Source organism: Pararhizobium sp. P1_E7 (assembly GCF_056405855.1).
The window spans coordinates 1-26,180 of record NZ_JBFUBH010000030.1 but is presented as its reverse complement, the minus strand read 5'-3'; the positions used below and the strand labels follow the sequence as shown (position 1 = coordinate 26,180).

The following is a 26,180-nucleotide window of genomic DNA, read 5'->3' as shown; positions in this document are numbered from 1 at the left end:
GAGATGTTTGATACTGCCCTCACCTGGAGTGATCTGGCCTTCCTGGCCCAGGGCGCAGCGATGACCCTCGCGGTCACTGCTGTGTCTGTGACCGCCGGCACCGTGCTTGGGATTATCTTCGGCGTCTTGCGTGTTCAGCTGGGGGGCATCTGGTCCGCCCCGCTGACCCTCGTGCTGGACGTGTTCCGCTCAGTGCCGCTGCTGATCCAGCTCGTGCTCGGCAACGCGTTGCAATCCATCGCCAAGCTTGGATGGGCGCCCTTCACCACGTCTTGCGTGGTCCTGTCGCTCTACACCGCAGCCTATTGTTCGGAGATCATCCGTGGCGGCATCGGTGCCGTTCCGGCGACGACACGCCGCGCGGCGCGCTCGCTCGGCATGACCTGGTGGCAGGATATGCGCTATATCGTAGCGCCCCTGGCCACGCGCGTTTCGCTTCCCGCCTGGATCGGTCTGACGCTCGGCGTCATGAAGGATTCCGCATTGGTACTCTGGCTCGGCCTCATCGAGCTCTTGCGTGCCTCGCAGATTCTTGTCACCCGCCTGCAGGAGCCGCTGTTCATCCTTCTGATCTGCGGCGTAATCTACTTCGTCATCAGCTTCCCCATCGCCCGCCTCGGCGGGTATCTCGAAAGACGGTGGTCCCCCAATGATTGAAATTAAAGACGTCCGCAAATCCTTCAGCGCGCTGGAGGTTTTGAAGGGGATCAACCTCACTGTGAACAAGGGTGAGGTGGTCACCATCATCGGTGGATCCGGATCGGGAAAATCCACGCTGCTAACCTGCATCAATGGACTGGAACCGATCAATTCGGGGCAGATCACCATTGACGGCACGGATGTCCACGCCAAGGGCACCGATCTCAACAAACTGCGCCGCAAGGTCGGCATCGTCTTCCAGCAGTGGAACGCGTTCCCGCACCTGACTGTCCTGGAAAACGTCATGCTGGCGCCGCGAAAGGTTCTTGGTCTTGCGAAAGAAAAAGCCGAGGAAATCGCCGTCAAACAGCTGACCCATGTCGGCTTGCGCGAAAAGCTGTCGGTCTATCCCAACCGGATGTCGGGCGGTCAGCAGCAGCGCATGGCGATTGCCCGGGCGCTGGCGATGTCACCGGAATATATGCTGTTCGACGAAGTCACATCGGCGCTCGATCCGATGCTGGTCGGCGAAGTGCTCGATACGCTGAAAATGCTGGCGGAAGAGGGCATGACGATGATCTGCGTCACCCATGAAATGGCCTTTGCCCGCGACGTTTCCGACCGGGTCGCCTTTTTCCATCATGGTGTCATGGCCGAAATCGGCACGCCGGATCAGCTCTTCGGAGCACCGCAGCATCCCGATACCCAGGCGTTCCTTGCGAGCGTCCGGTAATGGCTGATCCGGACGTCATTGTCATCGGTGCCGGGGTTGTCGGGCTCTCGGCGGCGATCGCCGCCCAGGCGCGGGGGATGACGGTTACCGTGCTGGACCGCGAGGGGCCGGCTGCCGGCGCATCCGCCGGCAATGCCGGGGCCTTCGCCTTTACAGATATCCTGCCGCTTGCCTCGCCGGGTATCCTGAAGAAGGCGCCGAAATGGCTGCTCGATCCGTTGGGCCCGCTGGCCGTGCCGCCGGCCTACGCGCTCAAGATCGCGCCCTGGATGTTCCGCTTCTGGCGGGCCTGCTCGCCTGAGCAGGTCGCCCGGTCGACGACCGCACAGACCGCATTGATGGATCTTTCGAAAGCCGAGCTCGAATACTTCCTAGAGCAGACGGGTACCTTGCCCATGCTGCGCAAGGACGGAAATCTCCAGGTCTATGAAAACGAGGCGGAGCTGAAGGCGGCGCTGCCCGGATGGAGGGTCCGCGAAGCACATGGCATCGAGTTCCATCACGTCGATGCCTCCCGCATGGCGGAAATCCAGCCGGGGCTTGCAGCGCGCTTCACCCACGGCACCTTCACGCCGGGCTGGTACTCGATCGCCGATCCGAAACTCTATACGCTCGCGCTGGCGGATCATTTCCGCAGCATGGGCGGTATATTGGAGCGCGCCAACGTCACGGCGCTGCGGCCGGTCGAAGGCGGAGTTGAGATTATGAGCGAAGGCGGCGAAATCCGCCGCGCACTGCAGGTCGTGCTGTCGGCAGGGGCTTTTTCCCACCGTATCGCCCGCAGCCTTAATGAGTGTATTCCGCTGGAAACCGAGCGCGGCTACAACACGACGCTGCCGGCCGATGCGTTTGACTTACGCACACAAGTCACCTTCGGCGGTCACGGCTTTGTCGTCACGCGTCTGTCGACCGGCATTCGCGTCGGCGGCGCCGTCGAGCTTGGCGGGCTGGAACTGCCGCCGAATTTCCGCCGGTCGGAAGCCATGTTGAAGAAGGCCAAGGATTTTCTTCCCGGGCTGAAGACGCAAGGGGGTACGCAGTGGTTCGGCTTCCGCCCCTCCTTGCCCGACAGCTTGCCCGCCATCGGCCGCTCGCGGGCGACGCCGCGGGTCATCCACGCCTTCGGGCATGGGCATCTTGGCCTGACACAATCGGCCGGAACCGCCCGGTTGGTGGTCGACCTGTTGACTGGTAAAACACCAACGATCGATATTGCATCCTTTTCGCCTCAACGCTTCTGACAAAGGTCCTTCACCATGGCCACCTATACCTTTTCCTGCCTAGACGGGCATACCTGCGGAAATCCGGTCCGCCTCGTTTCCGGCGGCGGCCCGCGCCTTGAGGGCGCCAACATGCTGGAGAAGCGCGCCCATTTCCTGCGGGAATTCGATTGGATCCGGACAGGCCTGATGTTCGAGCCGCGCGGACACGACATGATGTCGGGTTCGATACTCTATCCGCCGACCCGCCCCGACTGCGACGTCGCGGTTCTCTTCATCGAGACCTCCGGATGCTTGCCGATGTGCGGCCACGGCACCATCGGCACCATCACGATGGCGATCGAGAACGGCCTGATCATGCCGCGCGAGCCCGGCAAGCTGTCGATCGACGCGCCCGCCGGCAAGGTGGATATCACCTATCGCCAGGAGGGCCGTTTCGTCGAGGAAGTCCGCCTGACCAATGTTCCCGGCTTCCTCTATGCCGAGGGCCTGACGGCTGAAGTCGAAGGCCTGGGCGAAATCGTCGTCGATGTCGCCTATGGCGGCAATTTCTACGCCATCGTCGAGCCGCAGAAGAATTTTCGCGATATGGCCGATCACACGGCAGGCGAACTCATTGGCTGGAGCCCCAAGCTGCGCGCCGCGCTGAATGAAAAATACGACTTCGTTCACCCCGAGCATCCCGAAATCCGGGGGCTGAGCCACATCCAGTGGACGGGCAAACCGACAGACGCCACCGCCCATGCCCGCAATGCCGTATTCTATGGCGACAAGGCCATCGACCGCTCGCCATGCGGCACCGGCACCTCGGCGCGCATGGCGCAGCTGGCAGCCAAGGGCAAGCTTGCTGTCGGCGAYGAATTCATCCACGAGTCGATCATCGGCTCGCTGTTCAAGGGCCGGGTCGAAGCTGCCACCAAGGTTGCTGACCGCGATGCCATCATCCCCTCGATCGCCGGCTGGGCCCGGATGACCGGTATCAATACGATCTTCATCGACGACCGCGATCCGTTTGCCCATGGTTTCGTCGTCAAATGAGTGATCCGATGCACGCTTCCAGCATCCTCGGCGGTAACGCCGAGGGGCCGATCATCGCGTCAGCCGAGCCCCTGAGTTTCTGGGGCGGGGTCTCGCCATCGACCGGCAGCGTCATCGACGTGCATCATCCCCTCCATGGCGTCTGTCTGACCGGCGGCATCCTGATGATGCCCTCGAGCCGGGGTTCCTGCACCGGATCGGGCGTGCTTCTGGATCTTATCCTGACGGGACGGGCGCCGGCAGCATTGGTGTTCTGCGAAGCCGAAGACGTGCTGACGCTGGGCGCGCTGATCGCCGCCGAAATGTTCGAAAAACCGCTTCCCGTACTTCGTCTCGCACCGCAGAGCTTCGCAGCTCTGTCGCGTGCCGGAACCGCGCGGATAACCGCGACGTCGATCGAGGCGGACGGCGTGACGCTGCCGGTCATAGCGCCGCGCATGGCTAAGCTCGACTTGAGCGAGACCGATCGTGCCATGCTGGCGGGCGAGCAGGGGCAGGCGATCCAGCAGGCGATGCGCATCATCTGCGCCATGGCTGCCCAGCAGGGCGCAAACTGCCTGGTGGATGTGACGCAAGGACACATCGACGGCTGCATCTATGCCAGCCCGGCCAATTTGGTCTTCGCCGAAAGAATGGCGGAAATGGGCGCACAGGTTCGCGTGCCGACGACCATGAATGCGATCTCGGTCGATCATGCCAACTGGCGGGCGCAAGGTGTGCCCAGCGCCTTTGGCGATCCGGCGGCGAGGCTCGCCGATGCCTATGTCCGCATGGGTTGCCGTCCGACCTTTACCTGCGCTCCCTATCTTCTGGCCAGCGCGCCACAGGCGGGCGAAGCGATTGCATGGGCGGAATCCAATGCCGTGATCTTTGCCAATTCGGTGCTCGGCGCCCGCACGCCGAAGCATCCGGATTTCCTCGACCTGTGCATCGCTCTCACCGGACGCGCACCGCTCTCAGGCGTCTATCTCACGGAAAACCGCAAGGCCCGGTCGATCATCGATGTCGAATTGCCTGACAATGTCGATGATGCCTTCTGGCCGCTGATCGGCTATCTGGCCGGCCACGCTGCACCTGACCGCATTCCGTTGCTGCGGGGTCTCGGCTCCGCGCAACCCTCGGCAGACGGCCTCAAGGCGCTCTGCGCCGCCTTCGGAACCACCTCCGCCGCACCAATGCTTCACGTCGAAGGCGTGACGCCCGAAGCCGGTGAGGCCGCAATGGCTGGTGCGGAACGAAAGACGATCACCCGTGCCGATATGACTGAGGCTTGGACACGGCTGAATTCGGGACCGGAGCAGGTCGAGCTCGTGGCCATCGGCAGCCCCCATGCCTCGCTGGGTGAATGCCGGGCACTGGCTGCCGCACTTGCCGGGCGCAAGCGTCACCCTGATGTCGCCGTCATCGTCACGGCAGGTCATCAGGTCATCGCCAAGGCGCGCGAAGACGGCACGCTCGGCAGGCTCGAGGAGAGCGGCGTGCGTGTCGTGCCCGATCTCTGCTGGTGTTCGATCAGCGAGCCGGTTTTCCCCGGCAGCACCCGAACGCTCATCACCAATTCCGGAAAATACGCCCATTACGGCCCGGGTCTCAGCAACCGGGTGGTCCGCTTCAGCAACCTTGCTGATTGCGTCGAGGCAGCGCTGACCGGCCGCGTCCCGGCGCGTCTCCCCGGCTGGCTGCGATCAGCCAGCTGACCGGTCAGGGGGGAACAATCATGCGTTGCGATGGAGATGCCTGGCTGCGCGCCCTCGGGCCGGCCAGCAGCTCGACCGGACTTCCGGCTTTTTGACGAACGGCTCAACCCCTAAAAACCGAAGTTTCAGACAGGGTCCGCTCTGATCCCGCAGTCGGAGTCAGTCGCGGGTAGTGCGCAGATTGGTGACGACGCGGCGGTTCTGCACCTTGCAGGAGCGGTCCGTGCAGTCGCGGACTTCGCGGTCGTTGCCATAGCCCTTGGCCCACATGCGCCCGGCGTCCACGCCCTTCGAGGCGAGATAGGCCATCGCCGCATCGGCACGCTTCTGCGAAAGCGCCTCCATTTTGGACGCGGATCCGGAATCGTCGGCAAACCCCTGCAGCTTGAGCAGCCAACGCGGGTTCCTGTTGAGCCACGCGGCCTGGTTATCCAACGTTGCCAAGGCGACGGAATCGAGCTTGGCTGAGTCCTGCGTGAAGTAGACCCGCCGGCCGACATTGAGGATAAAATCCTCTTCGCTGCCAGCTGCGACGTTCTCGAAACCGGGCGCGGGATCGTTGGTCTGGCCGGTCATCGGCACTGCAGCCGGTTCCTCGACAGAGGCGATATCAGTGGTGTTGCAGGCGGCGAGCGCCAGGAGCATGGCCGCGGCGGCAAGACGCCTCGTGAAACCGGTCGTAGCAGACATCGAGGTGATTTTCCTTATTCGACCGGGGTTGCGTCGCTGACCTGGGGGGCCTGGTCGGCAATATGCGGCAGAACCTGCACGGCGGTGCCGATCGGGCAACGCTGGTAAAGGTCGATGGCGTCTTCGTTGAACATGCGGATGCAGCCGCTGGAGGCATCCTTGCCGATGCTCCCCGGCTCCAGCGTGCCGTGGAATCGGTAGCCGGTATCGACGCCGTCGCGAAGCAGGTACATGGCGCGGGGGCCAAGCGGATTTTTGGGCGAGCCGCCGTCGACGAATTCGGGCAGCTCGGGATGGCGCTTGCGCATCTCCGGCGGCGGCGTCCAGCGCGGCCAAAGCGATTTATTGTCGATCGTGGCACGGCCAAACCATTTGAAGCCCTCGCGGCCGACGCCGACGCCGTAGCGGATGGCCGTCTTGTTCTCCATGATCACGTAGAGAAAATGGTGCCTTGTATCGACAACGACGGTACCGATCGGCTCGGTGCTGAAATATTTGACAACCTGGCGGTGCCACTGCTTGTCGATCTTGGCGAAGTTGGTCGCTCGAAAGGTCACGCCATTATCAACGGCGGTGCCGGAAAAATATGAAGATGATGCGGCGAATGCCGGTTTCTGAACCGTGCTGGCGCCAAGTAACGCCAAGCCACCAAGCAAAACATCCCTGCGGGTCGACACCATCGGCAAATATCCCCCAAAAGCCAACTAGCGGAGCGCCAGTAAATCAGATTTTTCGATTGCCACAACAGAAAACGTGGCGGCATCGAAACTTTTGCGTGTCTGCGCGAGACATCTCGCCTCATCCGATCGAAAAACGAACCCGTGCCCGGCGATAGGCGTCCGGGATCGAGAGTGCCCAGATGAACAAGCCGCCCGCGTGCCGCCCGATAAAGGACTGTTCGGGCGTCGTGGTCATGTAGGTCAGGAACGAAAACAACAGGACGAACAGCGCGAATGCCAGCCCGCGGCGTGCCTCGCCGATGGCGACATGGCCAGCACCGGGCAGGATGATCGCCAGGAGCAGAACGAAATAGGGGTTTACCGGTTTCGACACATGCAGCCCTTCAAGCAACTTTAGCGACAGGTGGCCTGTCTGCTTCGGCGTAAATCGTACTCAGGCCTGCCGTCAGCGCAATGGCGTGTGCGATCGTTGCGGCAGGAACCCTGTCGAGGGAAAACCGTGCCTGCCGCAGGAACATGTGCGCCGCCCTCTCGCCTTGCGATGCCTGATAGACAAGCCGGGTTGCCTTGGGGGTCATCACGGCCTCCTTGACCTTTTGATCGGCAAACAGCTGCTGAAAATGCCGGCCGGCGATTATCGCCTGTTCCGCCGTGGCGCGCCCGTCGCCGCGCATGAGCGATGACATCCCCATCTCGGGCGGCGTCATCCATTCCGAAAAGCCGTGAACCAGCGCGTAATATTCCGAGCCGGTCGGACGCGCGAGCACGCCCAGCGACGGGCCGTCGCGCACCATGCTTTCGAGTAACGTTACCTTCAGCCAGAGTTGCGGCAGACGGCGTGTCACCATCGTATCGGCGATCAGCTCGATTTTGACATGGCGGCCGTCGCCGATCCGCCCGGTGACGATGGGGAACCGGTCCGGTGCAATGGTCATACCGGCTTCGCTGAGCAGGCCGTGTGCTTCATCGAGCAACCCGCTGCGCTGTTGCATCGCGGCTCGATGTCCACCAATGGCGGCCCGGATGAGCCAGACGGCTGCCAAAAGGACAAAGACGCTGAACAGGTAGTAGATCGTCAACCCTGGTCCCTCCGGGCTTGGATCCCGCAGCCGTCGACCGGCTGCGGGATCTTTCCTATCAATAGCCTTCCGGGCGCGGCCAGGGCATGGTGAACTGATCGCCACGGCGCACGAAGCGGTAGCGCCGGAAGTGGAACCACAGCGATGCGATGATGTAGAAACTGACCATGGCGATCAGCTGTGTGCCGTAGCCCAGGAACACGGCGACATAGGCGGTGGCGCAGAGGATCAGAAGTACGATCGTCGGCAGGGGATGCATGGGATGGACATAACCGCGCTTGATCGTGTCGAGCGGCCATTTCCTGCGGAACATTACCATGTTGAAGGTCATGAACGTGTAGCCCAGCAATCCCGAGAGAATCGAGAACGTGACGACCTGATCCAGCGGCGCGCCGAGCGCAAAGATCAGCGCGATCGGCACGAGAAAGATGATCGAGCGGTAAGGCGTGCGATAGACCGGGTGCACCGCTCCGAACCAGATCGGCAGGTAACGGTCGCGGCCCATCGAGAACCAGGCCCGCGAGGCATCGTTGATGCAGCCGTTTGCCGAGGCAAGCGTCGAAAACATCGTGCCGATGAACAGGAGAACCATCAGGCCGCGATTGCCCGTCACACGGGCTGCATCAAAGAGCGGCGTTCCGGCCTGACCGAGATATTCCCACGGGATCAGTCCCGAGCAGACGTACCAGGTCATGGTTGCGGCGATCAGCAGCGTCATGATGCCTGCCATGGTGCCATAGGGTAGCGAGCGGGCGGGCGAACGCACTTCCTCGGCCGCCTGGCAGGTTCCTTCGATACCGAGGTAATACCAGAGGCCGAAATGCAGGGATGCGAGAATGCCGATCCAGCCATAGGGCATGGGGTCGGTCGTCACCGCCGAGAAATCGAGTGGTACGCTCGATACGCCGAACTGCACCGACAGGAACAGGGCGATGATGGCCATGAAGGCGATGGCGGTGATGACGAGGTTGAATGTCAGCGTGGCCAGCACGCCGCGATAATTCAACCATGCCAGGAACATGACGCAGAGAACGATGAACGGCTGCTGGTGCAGGCCTGCATGACCTTGCATGCCGGCCACCGTGTCGAGCAGAAAGCCGATGGTGATGGCGTTGGCAGCCTCGAGCATCGTATAGGCCATGACCAGGAACAGCCCGACATTGAAGGCCATCAGCGGGCCGACGATGTGCTTGGCCTGCGCATACTGGCCGCCGGCTGCAGCGACCGTCGATGTCACTTCGGAATCGATCATTGCCACGCATGTATAAAGCAGGCCGGCCACCCAGCAGGCGATCAGGCCGGCAATCATGCCGCCTTTGCCGATTGCAAAGTTCCATCCCATATATTCGCCGACCAAAACGATGCCGACGCCGAGCGCCCAGATATGAGCCGGGCCGAGAACGCGCAAAAGCTGCAGCCGTTCAGGCTGGCCGGAGGTGATTTTCGTGTCTACCATCTCGGCCCCCTCACAGCGTGTGACGTTCGGCTGCCGCTTCGATCTCGCCCTCGCGGGATGATGTCAGCAGCTCGTTGTCGTAGGTCGTGTCGATGCGGACCATGTCGGAGAGCATCAAAAGGGCAAAGAGCGCCGAAAGGGCCCAGGCCGCGTATTCCAGAACAGTCCAGATATCCATTGGTGCCCCCTATTTCCTCTTGGCGCCGAAGCGCTCGGCGATCACGTCGCGGTACTCCTTGTCCGACAGCCTGACCACCATGACGAAATATCCGATCACCAGGATGGCCATGACCACAAGGGCGATCCAGCTGAACGAATAGTCGAAACGGGCGGTGACGATGTCGTTGGCCGCCGCCGGATCGGTGAGGCCAAGGGCTGCCCACTGCTGCTGCTCGGTGGCATTCTGGCCAAGCGCCTCCCATGTGGGATTAGCGATCGGGGCAGGCGTCTTGGCCGCACCTGCGAGGCCAAGATAGAGCGGGAGATAGAGCGCACCTACGGTCAGGACCAAAAGGGTGATGACGTCGAAAATCTGCCCGGCAAAGCTCTGTTTCGGAGGTTTATAAGCCATGATCCCCTCCTAGCGCCGGCGACGGCGCATCTCGTCGAGATGCTTGAGGTCGAGCCCGTAAATGAAATGCTTGTCTTCGTGGTAGTGGCGAAGCATCGCCACAATGGCCGCCGTGTTAAACACCAGCACCAGGCCGCAGGCGGCTGTCAGGATGATGCGGATGGCCGGCAGCGAAATGTAGGGCCAGATCGTCACCAATGCGAAGACCATCGTGCACCACAGCACCGTTATGAAGACAATCAATCCTGCTCTGTCACGCGAATGCATCCGGTCGATGCGCGTCGCGAGGTGCATATCGGCACCCGCCTCTTGGATTATCATGCGTCCCTCCCAGAATACGCTTTCATGTCCAATATTGCCTTAAAGGCAAAATATTTTCCTCCAACGAATATTGCGCCCCGGCCACTTGGTCAAGGCAGCGATGCGCCAAAATGTCGCATTTGCGAAAAAAGAAGGCACCGACGTCCGCCCGGTCGACGCCTTGCGACCTGCTGCAAGCGCGGGAATGCGCCGGGCAGTTCTGTCTCCGTTGTCAATCGGGGGGGCAGGTGTTATTTTAGCCAAAACTCATGTTTCTAGTTTTCAGCTGTCCGGCGCTGCGCGGTCCTTAAAGCAGCTTGTTCGCCGATTGAAAGCCTAGACCGAGCGCGACCCCGCGTTGCGGCGCGATCTGCCTTTAAATCACGAGGGGAATGGGCAATGATTCTCAACGGAACTCTGCTGGCCGACGTGTTGTACGGCACCAACGTGGCCGATACCATTTACGGTTACGCCGGCGACGACATACTGTGGGGATATGACGGCAACGACTATCTCGACGGTGGCGACGGCAATGACAGGCTCTACGGAGGGCTTGGCGATGACTTCTTCAAGGCCGGTCCCGGAAATGACTATGCCGAAGGTGGCGATGGAAAGGATAATTTTGATGGCGGTCCGGGCGACGACTCTTTCATTGGCGGCCTCGGTAACGACATTTTCGACGGTGGCATAGGCGACGACTTCGTCGATAGTGGCGAGGGTCACGACCATATACTCAGCGGTGCCGGCAACGACACGATCTATGGTGGAGCGGGTGAAGAGTATATCGACGCCGGTGACGGGAACGATGTGATCTACGCCGGCTCTGGAAATGACGGATTTGCAGAGCGTGTCGATCCCGCCACCGGCCAAATAACACAGCAAGCGGTTAGCGGCGGAGCCGGTGACGATTTGATTTACGGCGAAGGCGGAAACGATATCTTGAAAGGGCAAACCGGCAATGATCGGGTGCTCGGCGGCGACGGTGACGACAGTGTCGATGGCGGAGCCGGTAACAATTTTCTCTCCGGGGGCAAGGGAAACGACACCATCGATTCCGAGGCGGGCATTGACGAGGCGCACGGAGGCGATGGCAACGACAGAATCGAGCTGGGTGGGGGGGCTGACATTGCCTTTGGCGATGCCGGCGCAGATAGCATAAGCGGCGAGGGTGGCGCCGATGTCATTAGCGGGGGCATCGGCAATGACCTGTTCTATGGCGGTGACGGCAATGACGTTCTGAAAGGCGATGAAGGCCAGGATGTCCTTTTCGGCGATTCAGGGGCCGATGTGCTGTGGGGCGGTGCCGATGCCGACAGGTTTGTGTTCAAGGGGGCCGGTGCTTTCCTCGGGCAGGACACCATTATGGACTTTCAAGATGGCGTCGATATTCTTGTCCTGGAGAAACTTGGTATCCGGCAATTTTCGAGCACCGGCGCGGCTGGAACGGTTTATGCTTACGACGATCCGACCGGGGGAGTTCTCATTAAAGGCTACGACGCTGTTGGGAAAGTGTTCCTAGCGCTCGTCGATGATCCGAACGATAATCTGACTGCCGCCAATTTCACCGGCGCCGATTTCCTGTTCGCTTAACCGGGGGCAGCAGTGGCCCCGCCGGCATCCACTGCCTGGCGGCTTGGGGTCCTGGGCCAGCATGAAAATGCGGTCCGGGCTCCGAGCGACGGCTCAGCTCACCGGGATCGAAGGAGTTGGCCGGCCGCGTGTCGCATGGCGACGATAAATTCGCTCACGGGCATTTGACATACTCGATCCCCCTCGCCAGCCAGCATCCGAGCGTTGCCCCGATAATGCACCCTTCCGCATCGCGCAGGATGTGCAGCGTCCAGTCTCCCGGCGCCGGCGCGTCCATCGAGCGGCGGGTCACGACGATCCAGAGATCGGTTCCGGCCGGATGGACGATCTCGGGCCGCCCGTTGCCGAGATAGCCCTCGGCCCACAGGTAAGTGCCGCCATCCCGGCATTCGATGACGATATCCGCATCCAGTTCGGCCGAGCGGTAGCGTCCCGCAATGCTGGCGTCCGCAACCGGCGGAGGCGATGCGACCGGCGCCAGACGCTCGGCGAAATTCTCGTGCGGGCGGTGCATCAGCAGATCCTCGCCCTCGCGGACGATCCTCACCGTCTCGGACGCAAGGCCGCCGTCTGGCGTTTCCGTCAAGGCCTCGGCCGATGTGCCGAAACGCAGGCCGACTTTGTCGTATCCCGGCTCCAGCCGCGCCAGAAGGCCGGTTTCGGCACTGATCCATTGCCCCGCCCAGTTTTCCCGCAGGCGTTGCGGCACGGGATGAGGCAGGCCGAGCGCCGTCCGCAGCAGCCTGTTGGCCGCACCATGCGCGTCGCCATGGTGGTTGAACATCACAACCACCGAGAGCCGCGCCTCGGTCGAAGATAGCCGGTATGCGCGAAAGCCGCGCAACGCGCCGCCGTGACCGGTGAAGGCGAAATCGCCGACGCGGAAATGCTGCAACCCGAAGCCATAGGCGGCGGCATTGCCGTCGCGGAAGGTCTGCGGCGTAGCGATCCGCTGGTAGAGGCTGTCCGGGTCGTCCCGCGTGGCATCGATCCAGCGCTCGTAGGCGATCATATCGTCGAGCGAAGCGGAGATGCCGGCATCGCCCCTCCAATAGATGCCGTTTTGCGCCGGCAGGTAGCCGCTGGCGTCATTGCCCTCATAGCCGACCACGCCGTCCTCCGGGTAGCGGGTGTCGGCCGTCAGCATCGCACCGGTCATTCCGGCCGGCTGCCAGATGTGCCGGGCATAAAGCGCTTCGAGCGGTTCTGGCGATACGCTTTCGAGCAGGTCGGCAAGAATCCGGAAATTGCCGTTGTTGTAGGAATAGCGCGTGCCGGGAGGAAAGTGGCCGGTGCGCATCCTGACGAAAGCCTCTGCCGCGTCCGTGCGTGCGAAAGTCTGTTCCGCGCGGCCGCCGTGAAGAACGGTCAAGGCCCAGTAGTCGCGCAGGCCCGACTGGTTGTTGCAGAGGTCGCGCACGGACGGCAAAAGGCCCTCGAAAGACGGCAGATGCGCCGCAAGCCGCTCATCCAGAACCTCGGGTTGTTCGCAAACGGCCAGCATCGCTGCACAGGTAAACTGCTTTGAGATCGAGCAGATCGGAAGCCGGGTGTCCGGCGTCATGGGGCGTTGTTCATCGAGATCCGAAAATCCCCAGGCTCGCCGCGCGACAACCTGCCCCTTGCTGATGACTGCAGCAACGCCGCCGGGTCCCTGAAACCGCGCAGGAAGAGTATCCATTTCCGCTTCGAGCTGCTTGCCGTCGATCGTGGCCATAGTCTGCTTTCTGTAATGTTCCGCTGATGCGCCCGCGTCCATGGATGGGCCGGCTGGAGATGTCCGTTTCTCAAGTCCGGATTTTTCTCCTACCGGAATACGCCTTCTCCGTGCAGCTTTTTTCTGCTGCTGCCTCGTCTCTTTTACCGCGTGCGGCCGGCATTATTTCGTGTTCAATCCGAGGTTTTCGCCAGTTTTCGGGCTATCGCATAGAATGCGCTGACGAGCTTGCCATTGCTTCGTTCGCGCAGGCATATGAGCGCCTCGTCCATCAACATTTCGGGGGCGTCGATCTGGATCGGCACGAGCCGGGCGTCCTGGCCGAATTCGGCTGACGAGACGAAGCCGACCCCGCCGCCCGCGGCCACGATCTCGCGAACCGCTTCGCGGCCCTCCGCTTCAATGAGAGGCGTCAGCATTACCCCGCACTGAGCCGCCATTGCTTCCAGTTTCTGGCGGGTTTTGGAACCCCGTTCACGCATGACCAGGGGATGTTTTGCGAGTTCGGCAAAGGTCACCTTTCCCTGATGAGCCAGGGGATAGTCCACGCTTGCAAAAGCGATGATCGGGGTGGAATTCAGTTTCAGCACGTCGAATTCGCCCGCCTGGGGGATTTCGCCAAGGACGCCGATATCTGCCTCGTAGGCATGCAGGCTGGTAATCACCGTCGCCGTATTGCCGGCATCGATCGAGACCTGAACTGTTGGATACGCCCGCCGAAAGGCTGCGAGGATGTGCAGCAGATGGTGCGCAGCGTCGGCGACGATGCGAAGCTTACCGGCGCGCAGCGCGCGCGATTCCGACAGCAGGTCGAGCGCCTGCTGTTCGACATCGAACATGCGCCGGGTGACTTCGAGAAGGTGTTGGCCGGCCTGAGTGAGCGTGACCTGCTTCTTGGTTCGATTGAAGAGCAGGATGTCGTATTCCTCCTCGAGCTTGCGCACCTGATCGGAAACGGCGGGCTGGGTGAGAAACAGCGCTTCGGCGGCCCGCGAAAAGCCGCCATGGATGGCCACATTGTGAAAGGCACGGAGCTGGACGTAGCGCATGAGCGTTCCATTCTATAAGTTGAGACAATGAAACCATCAAAACGAACGATTTGATTTATGTAAAGAGGCAAACGATACTTTGCGCAATCTCGTCCTTTCCGGAGCGCGTCCATGTCCCTTTCGGCCGTCGCCCTCGAGCTCGCCGCCGCCACCGTCCTTCTGCTCTACGCCGTCAGTCTGGTGAAGAATGGTGTCGAAACAGCGTGCGGTGACGTCGTCACACGCGCTGTCGGTGGTGCGGGCGGCAGGCCGCGTGCAGCCGCCTATGGCTGCGCGATCGCGATCGCTCTGCAAAGTTCGACGGCCGTTGCGATGCTCGCAGCCGGGTTTGCCATCAGCGGGGCGCTGGCACTGGATGTTGGCCTCGCGGTACTCTTGGGCGCGGATCTCGGTTCGGCGCTTGTCGTCAAGATCCTGACCTTCGATCTGCACTGGCTGGCACCGTTGTTGATCGTTGCCGGCGGACTGCTGCATCTCAAGAGCCGCGCGCGCAAATTCGTGGAAATCGGCCGGGCCGTGCTCGGCATCGGCCTGCTGCTCCTGTCTTTGCAGATGATCGGGCATGCGACATTGCYGCTGGCACAAAGCCCCTTGCTGCCGTCGGCGATCGCCTTTCTGAGCAGGGACGCCTTGACGGTGACGATCGTTGCCGCCGTGTTCACTTGGGGGCTGCATTCCAGTGTTGCAACGATTCTGCTCATCCTGACGTTCGCCACCAAGGGACTGGTGCCGCTGGATGTCGGTGTTCCGCTTATCCTCGGCGTCAATCTCGGTGGCGGCCTCATCGCGCTTTGGCTGACACGTGGCCTTCCCGTGGAGGGACGGCGTCTGCCGCTTGGCAACCTTCTTTTCCGGATGCTGTTCAGCGCGGCTGTTTTTGCGCTGTTTTCGGTCCATCTCCCTTTTTCCTGGCTTCCCGGCGAAACGGTGGCGGCAAAGCTTGTCAACCTGCATGTCCTGTTCAACGCCGCACTCGTGCTTTTGGGGGTGGTGTGCTGCGGGCCGATGGCCCGTCTGGTCCGGCTTCTTGATCCCGATGCTGCTGGGAAACAGGGTGCTGATCCCTCGATGCATGTCAGCGCACTCGATCACTCGCTGATTGGAAATCCGGCGCAAGCGCTCGCCGCTGCGGCACGCGAGGTGCTGCATATGGGCAACCTCATTGTCCGCATGCTCGAACCGGTCATGGGCGTGATTGAAACGCCGGCGCCGGAGACGGTGACTGCGCTTCGCCGCATCGACGGTGACATCCATCGCGCCCATAGCGACATCAAGCTCTATGTCGCGGCCGTCAACCGCGGGATTCTGACGGACGAACAGTCCCGGCGCGGAATAGAACTCACCGAGGCGGCCATCCACCTCGAATATGCCGGCGACGTTGTTGCGAAAAGTCTTCTGCAGATGGCGGAGGAACGGCTTCAGGGAGCCGGTGCCTTCTCGCAGGCAGGCTGGCGCGAACTGATGTTGCTGCATGCAGCCGTCTTCTCCAACGTGAAGCTGGCCGCCAATCTGCTCGTCTCGCCCGATCCCATTATTGCCCGCGAGATGGTGCGGCAGAAGGAACATGTGCGCCGTCTTGTTGACGAGAGCAGCAAAAGCCATCTGGAGCGTCTGCGCCAGGGAATAGCCGCCAGCATCCAGTCGAGCGATATGCATCTGGAGATCGTCCGCGCCCTGAAAGAGGTCAACTCGCTGGTCACGACCATGGCCTATCCTCGCCTGAGGGAGACCGGCGACCTCTTGGAAAGCCGTCTCGTAACGGCCGCGTAATTGCATAAGTGAAATCGATAGATTTATACAAAAGAACGATTTTACATATACGTCTTCCCGCCGCATTGTCCTCTACATACTCAAACGCGAGGACGGACAATGCCAAACACCGCTTCTGACAAAACCATCGCGCCACTGGAAACGCCGAGGCTCGGCGAGCCCTACCTGCTGACCCCCGGCCCGTTGACGACAGCCTATGCGGTCAAGGAAGCGATGCTCCGGGACTGGGGTTCGTGGGACGGAGATTTCCGCGCGATGACTGCTGACCTGCGCCGCCAGCTTCTCGACATTGCCGGCGATGCGGCGGGCGAGTTCGATTGCGTCCCGATGCAGGGCAGCGGCTCGTTCTCGGTCGAGGCGATGCTCGGCAGCTTCGTTCCCCGCGACGGCAAGGTGCTTGTGCTGAGCAATGGCGCCTATGGCAAGCGCATCGCCCAGACGCTCGCCTATCTCGGCCGCGACCATGTGACGATCGACAAGGGCGATTACATGCCGCCGCGTGGCCCGGAAGTCACCGCAGCACTCGATGCCGATCCGGCGATCACCCATGTCGTCGTCGTACATTGCGAAACGAGCTCGGGCATCCTTAACCCGCTCAAGGAAATTTCCGACGCGGTTTACGCCAGCGGTCGCAAACTGCTGGTCGATTCGATGAGCGCCTTCGGTGCCGTACCGGCCGGCCTTGCCGATTTCCGCTACGAGGCAATCGTCTCTTCCGCCAACAAGTGCATCGAAGGCGTGCCGGGCTTCGGCTTCGTCATCGCCCGCAAGAGTGAGCTGGAAGCTGCCAAGGGCCGCAGCCATTCGCTGAGCCTCGATATACATGCCCAGTGGGATTACATGAACAAGACCGGCCAGTGGCGCTTCACGCCGCCGACCCATGTCGTTGCTGCCTTCCTGGAGGCGCTTCGCCTGCATCGCGAGGAAGGTGGCGTCACGGCCCGGGGCGCGCGTTACGCCCGCAACCGGGACGTCATGGTGGCCGGCATGCGGGAGGCGGGTTTCGAAACCCTTCTCGCCGACCGCTGGCTGTCGCCGATCATCGTCACCTTTTTCAGCCCGGCTCACCCGGCCTTCTCCTTCGATCGCTTCTACGAGCTGATGAAGGACAAGGGCTTCATCATCTACCCCGGCAAGCTGACTGTTGTCGACAGTTTCCGCGTCGGCTGCATCGGCCGCATGGACGAACATGTCATGCGCCGCGTGGTCGAAGCCGCCCGCTCCTCGCTTGCCGAAATGGGTGTCGACAATGCCGCCCCGCCGGCCATCGCCCTTGAAGAACGCAGCCGTCTCGCGGCCTAAACGAAGGATGGAACTTCCGATGAACCAGATATCCAAGATCACCGTCACCGCCAACCGGCGCACCTATCCCTGGCCGAATGTCCCGGCCATCGCCATCTGCCTCGACGGCTGCGAGCCGGCCTATCTCGATGAGGCCATCAAGGCCGGCCTGATGCCGACCCTTGCGCGCATCCGCAAGACAGGCACCGAGCGCACTGCGCTCAGCGTCATCCCGAGCTTCACCAACCCGAACAACCTGTCTATCGCGACAGGCCGCCCGCCAGCGATTCACGGCATCTGCGGCAACTATCTCTATGAGCCGGCGACCGGCAAGGAAGTGATGATGAACGACCCGCGCTTCCTGCGCGCGCCGACCGTCTTCAAGGCCTTCTACGATGCCGGCGCCAAGGTCGCTGTGGTGACGGCGAAGGACAAGCTGCGCGCGCTGCTCGGCCACGGCCTCAAGTTCGACGAGGGAAGGGCCATCTGCTTCTCCTCGGAGAAGTCCGACACATCGACCAAGGCGGAACACGGCATCGAGAACGCGTCGGCCTGGCTCGGCCGGCCGGTGCCGGAAGTCTACTCGGCGGAACTCTCGGAATTCGTTTTTGCTGCCGGCGTAAAACTGCTCAAGGAATTCCGTCCGGACGTCATGTATCTGACGACGACGGATTATGTGCAGCACAAATATGCCCCCGGCGTGCCGCAGGCGAATTCCTTCTATGAGATGTTCGATAAGTACCTGACCGAACTCGATGCACTTGGCGCGGCGATCATCGTGACGGCCGACCACGGCATGAAGCCGAAGCACAAGGCGGACGGGTCTCCAGACGTGATCTACGTGCAGGACCTGCTTGACCAATGGCTCGGCAAGGACGCCGCCCGCGTCATCCTGCCGATCACCGACCCTTATGTCGTGCATCACGGCGCCCTCGGCTCCTTCGCTACGGCCTATCTGCCGGAAGGCACCGACAAGGAAGAGATCATCGAACGGCTGAAGGCGATCGAGGGAATCGATGTCGTGCTTTCGCGCCCGGAAGCCTGCGTGCGCTTCGAGCTGCCGGACGACCGCATCGGCGATATCGTGCTGGTCTCGTCCGAGAACAAGACACTCGGCACCAGCGAGCACCGGCATGATCTTGCCGCGCTGAACGAGCCGTTGCGCTCGCATGGCGGCCTGACGGAGCAAAAGGTTCCCTTCATCGCCAACCGTCAGCTGCCCGAGCTTCTTTCCGCAGGCACATTGCGGAATTTCGACGCCTTCTACTACGCGCTCGTCGCCGCAGCGCAGCCGGCCCAATAGGAGCGGAGAATGACAAAGGTGGAAACAACATTCGCGATCCGTCATGAGCCCATGCGGATCGCCGGCAAGAGGGTCGACACTGAGGGCGTCGTCCCGGTGCACTATCCTTGGAACGATGCCGTCATTGGCACCGTCCCGGCCGGCAATGCGGAGCATGCCCGCAAGGCCTTCGAGATCGCGGCTGCGTATCAGCCGAAGCTGACGCGCTACGAGCGGCAGCGTATTCTCCTGAAGGCGGCCGAACTGCTGGTCGCCCGCAAGGAGGAGATGTCCGATCTCATCACGCTGGAGCTGGGCATTTCCAAGCAGGACTCGCTCTATGAGGTCGGCCGCGCCTTCGACGTGCTGACACTGTCCGGGCAGATGTGCATTCACGACGACGGCGAAATATTCTCTTGCGACCTGACCCCGCACGGCAAGGCGCGCAAGATCTTCACCACCCGAGAACCCTTGACCGCCATCTCGGCGATCACGCCCTTCAACCACCCGCTCAACATGGTGGCGCACAAGGTGGCGCCTGCCATTGCGACCAACAATTGCATGGTGCTTAAGCCAACAGAGCTGACGCCGATGACGGCGCTGGTCTTTGCCGATATTCTCTACGAGGCTGGCCTTCCGCCGGAAATGCTGTCCGTCGTCACCGGCTGGCCGGGCGACATCGGCATGGAGATGATCACCAACCCGAACTTCGACCTGATCACCTTTACCGGCAGCGTGCCGGTCGGCAAGCTGATCGCGGCCAACGCGCACTATAAGCGCCAGGTTCTCGAACTCGGCGGCAACGATCCGTTGATCATCCTCAATGATCTCTCGGACGACGATCTTGCTAGAGCCGCGGACCTGGCGGTGGCAGGGGCAACGAAGAACTCCGGCCAGCGCTGTACGGCGGTAAAGCGCATCCTCTGCCAGGAGCGCGTCGCCGACCGCTTCGTGCCGCTGGTGCTGGAGCGGGCGAAGAAGCTCAAGTTCGGCGATCCGATGGACCGTGCAACGGACTTGGGCACGGTCGTGCATGCTGGCGCCGCGGAAATCTTCGAACGGCGTGTGCATCAGGCGGCGGAAGAGGGGGCGGATATCCTCTACAATCCGGGCCGGCGGGGCGCCTTGCTGCCGCCGATCGTGATCGATCGCGTTTCGCATTCGAGTGAATTGGTGATGGAGGAAACCTTCGCTCCCATCATCCCGATTGTTCGCGCGCCTGATGATGACGACGCCCTGATAGCGCTCTCCAACTCGACGRCCTTCGGTCTGTCGTCGGGCGTCTGCACCAACGACTTCCGCCGCATGCAGAAATACATCGCGGGACTGAAGGTCGGAACGGTGAACATCTGGGAGGTGCCGGGCTACCGTATCGAAATGTCTCCCTTCGGCGGCATCAAGGATTCCGGCAACGGCTACAAGGAAGGCGTCATCGAGGCGATGAAGAGCTTTACCAACGTCAAGACGTTTTCCCTGCCCTGGTGATCTCGGTATCCCCTTCGGGATCACCCTTTCTGGGAGCTGCCTCCGTGCGGCTCCCGTTTTTATTTGTGCTGCCGCCCAGTAGCGCAGGACCTGCCTGTTTCACGATCAACGGGCGATGACATGCCTGTTTGCGAGGCAGATTTGATATAGATTTTATCTACCAAACGATAAGAATAATAAATTTTACTTACTGAAAACCCGTGCGCAAAATACCCCCTGAAGCCGATGAGAGAACGGCAGCAACTAGATTGCCCATCACGCTTCCCCGGTTTTTCCAGGCCTTCAGAGGAGATTTTCAATCATGAACAGACGCATGCTCTTTTTGCTTGCCGGCGCCATGTCCGCAGCGTTTCCGCTCATCGCATCCGCTCAGACCGAGCTCACCGTCTACACCGCCGTCGAGGCTGTCGATCTCGATCGGTACAAGGCGACCTTCGAGAAGGCCCACCCCGACATCACGATCAACTGGGTTCGCGACTCCACTGGTGTCATGACGGCCAAGCTGCTCGCCGAGAAGGACAACCCGCAGGCCGACGTCGTCTGGGGGCTGGCGGCGACGTCGCTGCTTCTTCTGAAGACCGAAGGCATGCTGGAGGCCTACGAGCCCAAAGGTGCCGCGGCGCTGGACAAGAAGTTCGTTGACAAGGACACGCCGCCGAGCTGGGTGGGCATGGACGCTTATGTCGCCGCCCTTTGCTACAACACCGTGGAGGGCGAAAAGCTCGGCCTCAAAGAGCCCACGAGCTGGGCTGACCTGACGAAGCCGGAATACAAGGGCCATATCGTCATGCCGAACCCGGCCTCGTCCGGCACCGGCTTCCTCGACGTCTCCGGCTGGCTCCAGATGTGGGGCGAGGAGAAGGGCTGGTCCTTCATGGACAAGCTCCACGAAAATATCTCAAGCTACACGCATTCGGGCTCGAAGCCCTGCAAGATGGCGGGCGCCGGCGAAGCGGTGATCGGCGTGTCCTTCGAATTCCCCGGCTCCAAGGCCAAGAGTGCCGGTGCTCCGATCGACATCATCTTCCCGTCGGAAGGCTCCGGCTGGGAAGCCGAGGCGACCGCGATCATCGCCGGCACCGCGAACCTCGATGCGGCAAAGACCCTGGTCGACTGGTCCGTCACCAAGGAAGCCAACGAGATGTACAATGCCGGTTACGCTGTCGTTGCCTATCCGGGCGTCGCCAAGCCGGTCGAACACCTGCCTTCCGACATCGCGTCAAAGATGATCAACAACGACTTCGAGTGGGCTGCCAACAATCGTGCCACCATCCTGAAGGAATGGCAGAAGCGTTACGACGCGAAGTCTGAACCGAAGAGCTGAGCTCGACCAGCCGGGTGGGGCGCAAGCGCGCCCCACCCGGCGCGTTGTCCAAATTTTCCTGACAGCCAGCGGAGCTTGCAGATGAGACATGCCATGTCGATCGAACCGACACCAACGAGCATCCCCCGTGGCGCTGACCAGGCGTTAAAGCCGTCCCCCTATCTGGAGATCAGCGATCTCTGGAAAAGCTATGGGGATTTCGTTGCACTGCACGACATTTCGCTCAGCATTGCCAAGGGCGAGTTCGTCTGTTTCCTTGGGCCTTCCGGTTGCGGCAAGACGACCCTTCTGCGCGCGATCGCCGGCCTCGATCTGCAGAGCCAGGGCACCATCCTTCAGGATGGCCGGAATATCTCGGTCCTGCCGGCCTCGAAACGGGACTACGGCATCGTCTTCCAGTCCTACGCGCTTTTCCCGAACCTCACCATCGAGCAGAACATCGCATTTGGCCTGGAAAACACCGGCCGCTCGAAGGCGGAGATCGCGGCGCGCGTCGCGGAACTGCTCGAGACGGTCGGTCTTCCGGCCCAGAGCAAGAAATATCCGGCCCAGCTTTCCGGCGGCCAGCAGCAGCGTATCGCGCTTGCCCGTGCCATCGCGATTTCCCCCGGTCTGCTTTTGCTCGACGAACCGCTTTCGGCGCTCGATGCCAAGGTGCGCGTGCATCTGCGCCACGAGATCAAGGCGCTGCAACGCAAGCTCGGCGTCACGACGATCATGGTGACGCACGATCAGGAAGAGGCGCTTGCCATGGCGGATCGCATCGTCGTGATGAACCACGGCGTCATCGAACAGGTCGGTTCGCCGACCGAGATCTATCGCCATCCCGAAACCCTGTTCGTCGCCGACTTCATTGGCGAGACCAACCAGTTTCCAGCCAAGGTTACGTCGCCGGGGCAGGCCGAGATCGTCCATTCCGCCTTCAGCTGTTCGACACTCGGTTTCGCGGCGGGCGATACGCCAATCGCCGTCGTGCGCCCCGTCGATATCATTCCGCACGGCGCCGAGGCGCACGCGGTCAACTCCGTTGACCGGCCCGTGACGCCGCAAAACCTCATCGATGCCGAAGTGCAGGAGATGGAATTCCTCGGCATGTTCTGGCGCACGCGGCTGACCGCGCCGCGCCTCGGCGACCGGACGCTCGTCGCCGACTTCTCCGTCAATGCGGTGCGCCGGCTGAACATCGAAACGGGCGGCGTCATCCAGGTAGAGATACCGAAGGAACGCCTGCTGCTCTTTCCGCGGGGTGCATGACGATGAGCCTCGCAATCGACCACGCACAGCCTGGCAAGAGGCTCCGGCAGGAAGCCTCCCGCGACGACCTCGTCAAGATGGGTTTCATGGCCGTCATCGGGCTCTACCTGATTGTCGCCCTTGGCGCGCCGCTTTCCATCATGCTGTCCAAGTCGTTTTCGACCTACCGGTTCGATCTTGCCGCCTTCGAGTTCCAGGTCAGCGACGAGACGGGTGGGAACTTCGGCGCGGCCGTTACTGCGGACGCCCTCAACCGGGAGCTCGGGTCCGTTGCGGAGAGTGAGCTTGCCACCAGTTCCGACGGCCGGCTCGCCGCCACCAAATTCTTCAAGGATTTCAATTTCCGCAGCCCGGTACGTTACCGCATTCGCGGTACATCGGATCATACGGCCTTCCTCGTCGGATCAACGCTGGAGAAGGGCACRCAATGGCGCGAATACGATTCCGGCACCTTCCGGCGTGTCGTGCTGCGCCCGGCCAGCGGGCTTGGCTTCAACAACTTCAAGACCTATTTCTCGACGCCGGCGCTTGCCCGCTCAATCTACAATTCGGTCTTGATGGCCACAATCAGTACGGCAGTGACGATCTCGATCGCCTTTGCACTTGCCTATGGGCTGACGCGAAGCTGCATGCCGCTTAAAGGTCTTTTCCGCGGCATCCTCACGATCCCGATCCTCGTGCCGTCGCTTCTTCCCGGGATTGCGCTCGTTTATCTCTTTGGCAACCAGGGTGTCTTCAAGGACTGGCTGATGGGCCATTCCATCTACGGTCCGATCGGCATCGTCATCGGTTCGGTCTTCTTTACCCTGCCGCATGCCTTTCTGATCATCCTGACGGCGCTCTCCGTCGCCGATGCGCGGCACTACGAGGCGGCGGCATCACTGAAAGCCAGCAAGTGGCGCACCTTTACGACTGTGACCGTGCCCGGCGCGCGCTACGGCATCGTATCGGCCGCCTTCGTCGTCTTCACGCTGGTCATTACCGATTTCGGCCTGCCAAAAGTGATCGGCGGGCAATATGGCATGCTGGCCGTCGATATCTACAAACAGGTGATCGGCCAGCAGAACTTCGAGATGGGCGCGGTCGTCTCCGTCATCCTGCTGGTGCCTGCGATCCTGGCCTTCGCCGTCGACCGCCGCATGCAGAAGCGTCAGGTGGCTCTGCTTTCGGCGCGGGCCGTGCCCTATGCGCCCAAGCCGAATGCGCGTCTGGATGGCCTGTGCCTTGCCTTCTGCAGCCTGGTCAGTCTGTTCATCCTCGGCATGATCACCATGTGCCAGATCGCGGCCATTGTGAAATTCTGGCCCTACGACCTGACACTGACGGCGAAGAACTTTGCCTTTGACCTGATGGATGGCGGCGGCTGGGCGGCCTATAGCAATTCGATCAAGCTTGCCCTGCTCACCGCGCTCTTCGGCTCGCTTGTCGTCTTCACCGGGGCCTATATGGTCGAAAAGGCGGATGGGTTCCCCGCCGGCCGCGGCATCTTCCATTTCCTGGCGATGATGCCCATGGCCGTGCCGGGCATGGTTCTGGGGCTCGCCTACATCTTCTTCTTCAACAATCCGGACAATCCGTTCCACTCGATCTATGGCACGATGACGATCCTCGTCGTCTGCACCGTGACCCATTTTTATACGGTCGCACACCTGACGGCGCTGACGGCGCTGAAGCAGATGGACCCGGAATTCGAGTCCGTCGCCGCATCCCTCAAGCAGCCCTTCCACCGGCTGTTCTTCCGGGTAACCGTGCCGGTCTGCCTGCCGGCGATCCTCAACATCGCGATCTATCTCTTCGTCAACGCGATGACGACGGTTTCGGCGGTGGTCTTTCTCTATTCCACGGGTACCAAGCTGGCATCGGTCGCCGTCTTGAACATGGACGATGCAGGCGACATCGCGCCGGCGGCGGCAATGGGTATGATGATCTTCTACACCAATGTGGCGGCAAAGCTGATCCACGCGTTGATCGCCCGCGGCCTGCTTGCCCGTACACAAGCCTGGCGGTGAGCGCTCCGCGCTACCGGTGAGACCGGTGGCGGGCGTCATCGGTTGGTGACGAAGGGGGAAGCCTGTTTTCTTGCCCGCGCCGTGTCGTTGATCTCACGCGACGCGGCTTTCCTGTGGCAGACGGTGGCGTTCTGCGGAACTTTGCTGCGCTGGCCGGTGCCGCTCCATGGCTGCGATACGGGTTTGCTGCGGTGTCGAGCCGTAGGTATCCCTGTAGGTCCGGGAGAAATGAGAGGCCGAGCAAAAGCCGCAGGCGACGGCGATCTCGAAGACAGGCAAAGACGAATTCACAAGAAGCAAATGCGCACGCTCCAACCGCATGTTGAGATAGTAACGCGCTGGCGACCATCCCATTTCACGGCGAAACATTCGCTCCACCTGACGACGGGAAAGCCCGATGCCCAGCGATATCTCGTTGAGATTCCACGGTTCGCCGAGGTTTGCTTCCATGCGCTCGATGATCTGGATCAAAAGGGCATTGTCGATCCCGACGCGGGTCTGAAGGGGGAGACGCTGGCGCTCACCCGCCTCGCGTACCCGGTCCAGAAGGGCCACCTCGCAGATGCGATTTGCAACCTCCTGGCCAAAATCCGCTGACGCGACGCCGAGAAACATATCGAATGCCGCGCTTCCCCCGCTGCAGGTGTAAAGGCTGTCGTCCGTCTCGAATGTCGTCTGGCAGGCCTTCGCCTCGGAAAATCGCTCGCTGAAATCGGGATAATGCTGCCAGTGGACAGCGCAGCGGCGCCCATCGAGCAACCCCGCCCGTGCCAAGCTATAGAGACCGCCCACCAGACCGGCAATCGGGGCGCGGCTTCGCCGGCACATCCGCAGCCAGGCCTCGAGCCCCCGGTCTACAGGCGGCAGGGCAAGCCCGCCGCACACCACGACCATCCTGGGCTGTTCGATCTTGCTGTGCCATTCCCGTTCATTGGAAAGTGCGCGATCGGCTGCAATATACGTGCCGCAACTCGACCCGACGGGTTTGCCATCCTTGCTGACGACATGCCATTGATACAGCACGCGGCCAGCCACGTCATTTGCCAGCCGGAGTACCTCGATAGCCGAGGAGAAGCTGTGCAACGCAAAACCATCGAGCAGATAGAATGTAAACCAATGGCTTCGTTCGCAGACCGGTTGCATTGATGTTTTCTCCTGCGTGTAACATCGTGTATCGATCTTGCGGCATAAAGTTACATTATGCAACATATCTTCACGATCGGTCACCGCAATATGTTGATTTCTGCCCCTCGGGCTCGATAGCATGACATTCTAACGGCCAAGTGGTTTCGAGACGTTACATTTTGCGTCGCTAC

The 26,180-nt window shown here is 61.5% G+C and carries 24 protein-coding genes; 13 read left to right on the top strand and 11 right to left on the bottom strand.

The features are described from left to right. Nucleotides 1-3 precede the first annotated feature (3 nt). From AC1D17_RS20720 to lhpI, 5 genes are read left to right on the top strand one after another with little or no spacing between them, the layout of a single operon-like run. A complete protein-coding gene (locus tag AC1D17_RS20720; protein ID WP_477567202.1) occupies nucleotides 4-657 on the top strand; it encodes an amino acid ABC transporter permease in 654 nt (217 codons plus the stop codon). Continuing rightward, nucleotides 650-1,372 (top strand): amino acid ABC transporter ATP-binding protein, encoded by a 723-nt coding sequence (locus tag AC1D17_RS20715; protein ID WP_477567201.1) that lies wholly within the window; start codon nucleotides 650-652, stop codon nucleotides 1,370-1,372. Before AC1D17_RS20720 ends, AC1D17_RS20715 begins: the two co-directional genes overlap by 8 nt. Continuing rightward, nucleotides 1,372-2,613 (top strand): NAD(P)/FAD-dependent oxidoreductase, encoded by a 1,242-nt coding sequence (locus tag AC1D17_RS20710; RefSeq protein ID WP_477567200.1) that lies wholly within the window; start codon nucleotides 1,372-1,374, stop codon nucleotides 2,611-2,613. Before AC1D17_RS20715 ends, AC1D17_RS20710 begins: the two co-directional genes overlap by 1 nt. 15 nt (nucleotides 2,614-2,628) lie before the next feature. Then, nucleotides 2,629-3,630, top strand: coding sequence for a 4-hydroxyproline epimerase (locus AC1D17_RS20705; protein ID WP_477567199.1), 1,002 nt, complete (start codon nucleotides 2,629-2,631; stop codon nucleotides 3,628-3,630). Between the two features lie 8 nt (nucleotides 3,631-3,638). After that, nucleotides 3,639-5,327 carry a cis-3-hydroxy-L-proline dehydratase gene (gene lhpI / locus AC1D17_RS20700; protein ID WP_477567198.1) on the top strand — a complete coding sequence of 563 codons (1,689 nt, stop codon included), beginning with the start codon at nucleotides 3,639-3,641 and terminating at the stop codon, nucleotides 5,325-5,327. A 159-nt stretch (nucleotides 5,328-5,486) separates the two neighbouring features. Here the strand turns inward: lhpI and AC1D17_RS20695 are convergent, their stop codons facing one another. The 8 genes from AC1D17_RS20695 to AC1D17_RS20660 form a co-directional block, all read right to left on the bottom strand. Then, nucleotides 5,487-6,017 carry an OmpA family protein gene (locus AC1D17_RS20695; protein WP_477567197.1) on the bottom strand — a complete coding sequence of 177 codons (531 nt, stop codon included), beginning with the start codon at nucleotides 6,015-6,017 and terminating at the stop codon, nucleotides 5,487-5,489. A gap of 14 nt (nucleotides 6,018-6,031) precedes the next feature. Next, nucleotides 6,032-6,697 (bottom strand): L,D-transpeptidase, encoded by a 666-nt coding sequence (locus tag AC1D17_RS20690; RefSeq protein WP_477567196.1) that lies wholly within the window; start codon nucleotides 6,695-6,697, stop codon nucleotides 6,032-6,034. A 118-nt stretch (nucleotides 6,698-6,815) separates the two neighbouring features. Next, complete coding sequence (locus AC1D17_RS20685; protein ID WP_477567195.1) at nucleotides 6,816-7,070, bottom strand: hypothetical protein; 255 nt, start codon at nucleotides 7,068-7,070, stop codon at nucleotides 6,816-6,818. Nucleotides 7,071-7,080: 10 nt separating this feature from the next. Continuing rightward, a complete protein-coding gene (locus AC1D17_RS20680; RefSeq protein WP_477567194.1) occupies nucleotides 7,081-7,776 on the bottom strand; it encodes a hypothetical protein in 696 nt (231 codons plus the stop codon). 58 nt (nucleotides 7,777-7,834) lie between these two features. Then, the gene (locus AC1D17_RS20675; RefSeq protein WP_477567193.1) at nucleotides 7,835-9,232 is read right to left on the bottom strand and encodes an APC family permease; all 1,398 of its coding nucleotides are present in this window, start codon (nucleotides 9,230-9,232) and stop codon (nucleotides 7,835-7,837) included. Nucleotides 9,233-9,242: 10 nt separating this feature from the next. Beyond that, on the bottom strand, nucleotides 9,243-9,410 hold the full coding sequence (locus AC1D17_RS20670) for a hypothetical protein (RefSeq protein WP_264222040.1): 168 nt from the start codon (nucleotides 9,408-9,410) through the stop codon (nucleotides 9,243-9,245). A gap of 9 nt (nucleotides 9,411-9,419) precedes the next feature. Next, nucleotides 9,420-9,803, bottom strand: coding sequence for a hypothetical protein (locus AC1D17_RS20665; protein ID WP_477567192.1), 384 nt, complete (start codon nucleotides 9,801-9,803; stop codon nucleotides 9,420-9,422). A gap of 9 nt (nucleotides 9,804-9,812) precedes the next feature. Further along, nucleotides 9,813-10,124, bottom strand: coding sequence for a hypothetical protein (locus AC1D17_RS20660; protein ID WP_477567191.1), 312 nt, complete (start codon nucleotides 10,122-10,124; stop codon nucleotides 9,813-9,815). 378 nt (nucleotides 10,125-10,502) lie between these two features. Between AC1D17_RS20660 and AC1D17_RS20655 the strand changes: the two genes are divergently transcribed. Continuing rightward, nucleotides 10,503-11,693: a calcium-binding protein gene (locus AC1D17_RS20655; RefSeq protein WP_477567190.1), complete on the top strand. Its 1,191-nt coding sequence runs from the start codon at nucleotides 10,503-10,505 to the stop codon at nucleotides 11,691-11,693. Between the two features lie 154 nt (nucleotides 11,694-11,847). On the opposite strand, the gene AC1D17_RS20650 is transcribed toward AC1D17_RS20655, so the two are convergent. Together AC1D17_RS20650 and AC1D17_RS20645 are read right to left on the bottom strand one after the other, a co-directional pair. Then, the gene (locus tag AC1D17_RS20650; RefSeq protein ID WP_477567189.1) at nucleotides 11,848-13,410 is read right to left on the bottom strand and encodes a D-aminopeptidase; all 1,563 of its coding nucleotides are present in this window, start codon (nucleotides 13,408-13,410) and stop codon (nucleotides 11,848-11,850) included. 173 nt (nucleotides 13,411-13,583) lie between these two features. Then, complete coding sequence (locus tag AC1D17_RS20645; RefSeq protein ID WP_477567188.1) at nucleotides 13,584-14,459, bottom strand: LysR substrate-binding domain-containing protein; 876 nt, start codon at nucleotides 14,457-14,459, stop codon at nucleotides 13,584-13,586. 111 nt (nucleotides 14,460-14,570) lie between these two features. Here AC1D17_RS20645 and AC1D17_RS20640 point away from each other — a divergent pair, with 111 nt between their 5' ends. The 7 genes from AC1D17_RS20640 to AC1D17_RS20610 all read left to right on the top strand — a co-directional run bounded on the left by AC1D17_RS20640 (nucleotide 14,571) and on the right by AC1D17_RS20610 (nucleotide 24,864). Next, a complete protein-coding gene (locus tag AC1D17_RS20640; protein ID WP_477567187.1) occupies nucleotides 14,571-16,229 on the top strand; it encodes a Na/Pi cotransporter family protein in 1,659 nt (552 codons plus the stop codon). Nucleotides 16,230-16,328: 99 nt separating this feature from the next. Then, complete coding sequence (locus AC1D17_RS20635) at nucleotides 16,329-17,531, top strand: 2-aminoethylphosphonate--pyruvate transaminase (RefSeq protein WP_477567186.1); 1,203 nt, start codon at nucleotides 16,329-16,331, stop codon at nucleotides 17,529-17,531. Between the two features lie 19 nt (nucleotides 17,532-17,550). Then, a complete protein-coding gene (gene phnA / locus AC1D17_RS20630) occupies nucleotides 17,551-18,813 on the top strand; it encodes a phosphonoacetate hydrolase (RefSeq protein ID WP_037098527.1) in 1,263 nt (420 codons plus the stop codon). A gap of 9 nt (nucleotides 18,814-18,822) precedes the next feature. After that, a complete protein-coding gene (gene phnY / locus AC1D17_RS20625; protein ID WP_477567185.1) occupies nucleotides 18,823-20,277 on the top strand; it encodes a phosphonoacetaldehyde dehydrogenase in 1,455 nt (484 codons plus the stop codon). Nucleotides 20,278-20,578: 301 nt separating this feature from the next. Next, nucleotides 20,579-21,601, top strand: coding sequence for a putative 2-aminoethylphosphonate ABC transporter substrate-binding protein (locus tag AC1D17_RS20620; protein WP_477567184.1), 1,023 nt, complete (start codon nucleotides 20,579-20,581; stop codon nucleotides 21,599-21,601). 81 nt (nucleotides 21,602-21,682) lie between these two features. Beyond that, nucleotides 21,683-22,855 (top strand): putative 2-aminoethylphosphonate ABC transporter ATP-binding protein, encoded by a 1,173-nt coding sequence (locus AC1D17_RS20615; RefSeq protein ID WP_477567183.1) that lies wholly within the window; start codon nucleotides 21,683-21,685, stop codon nucleotides 22,853-22,855. Nucleotides 22,856-22,857: 2 nt separating this feature from the next. Further along, the gene (locus tag AC1D17_RS20610; RefSeq protein WP_477567182.1) at nucleotides 22,858-24,864 is read left to right on the top strand and encodes a putative 2-aminoethylphosphonate ABC transporter permease subunit; all 2,007 of its coding nucleotides are present in this window, start codon (nucleotides 22,858-22,860) and stop codon (nucleotides 24,862-24,864) included. 93 nt (nucleotides 24,865-24,957) lie between these two features. Here AC1D17_RS20610 and AC1D17_RS20605 read toward each other — a convergent pair whose 3' ends face one another. Next, the gene (locus tag AC1D17_RS20605; protein ID WP_477567181.1) at nucleotides 24,958-26,007 is read right to left on the bottom strand and encodes a GlxA family transcriptional regulator; all 1,050 of its coding nucleotides are present in this window, start codon (nucleotides 26,005-26,007) and stop codon (nucleotides 24,958-24,960) included. Between the last annotated feature and the right edge of the window lie 173 nt (nucleotides 26,008-26,180).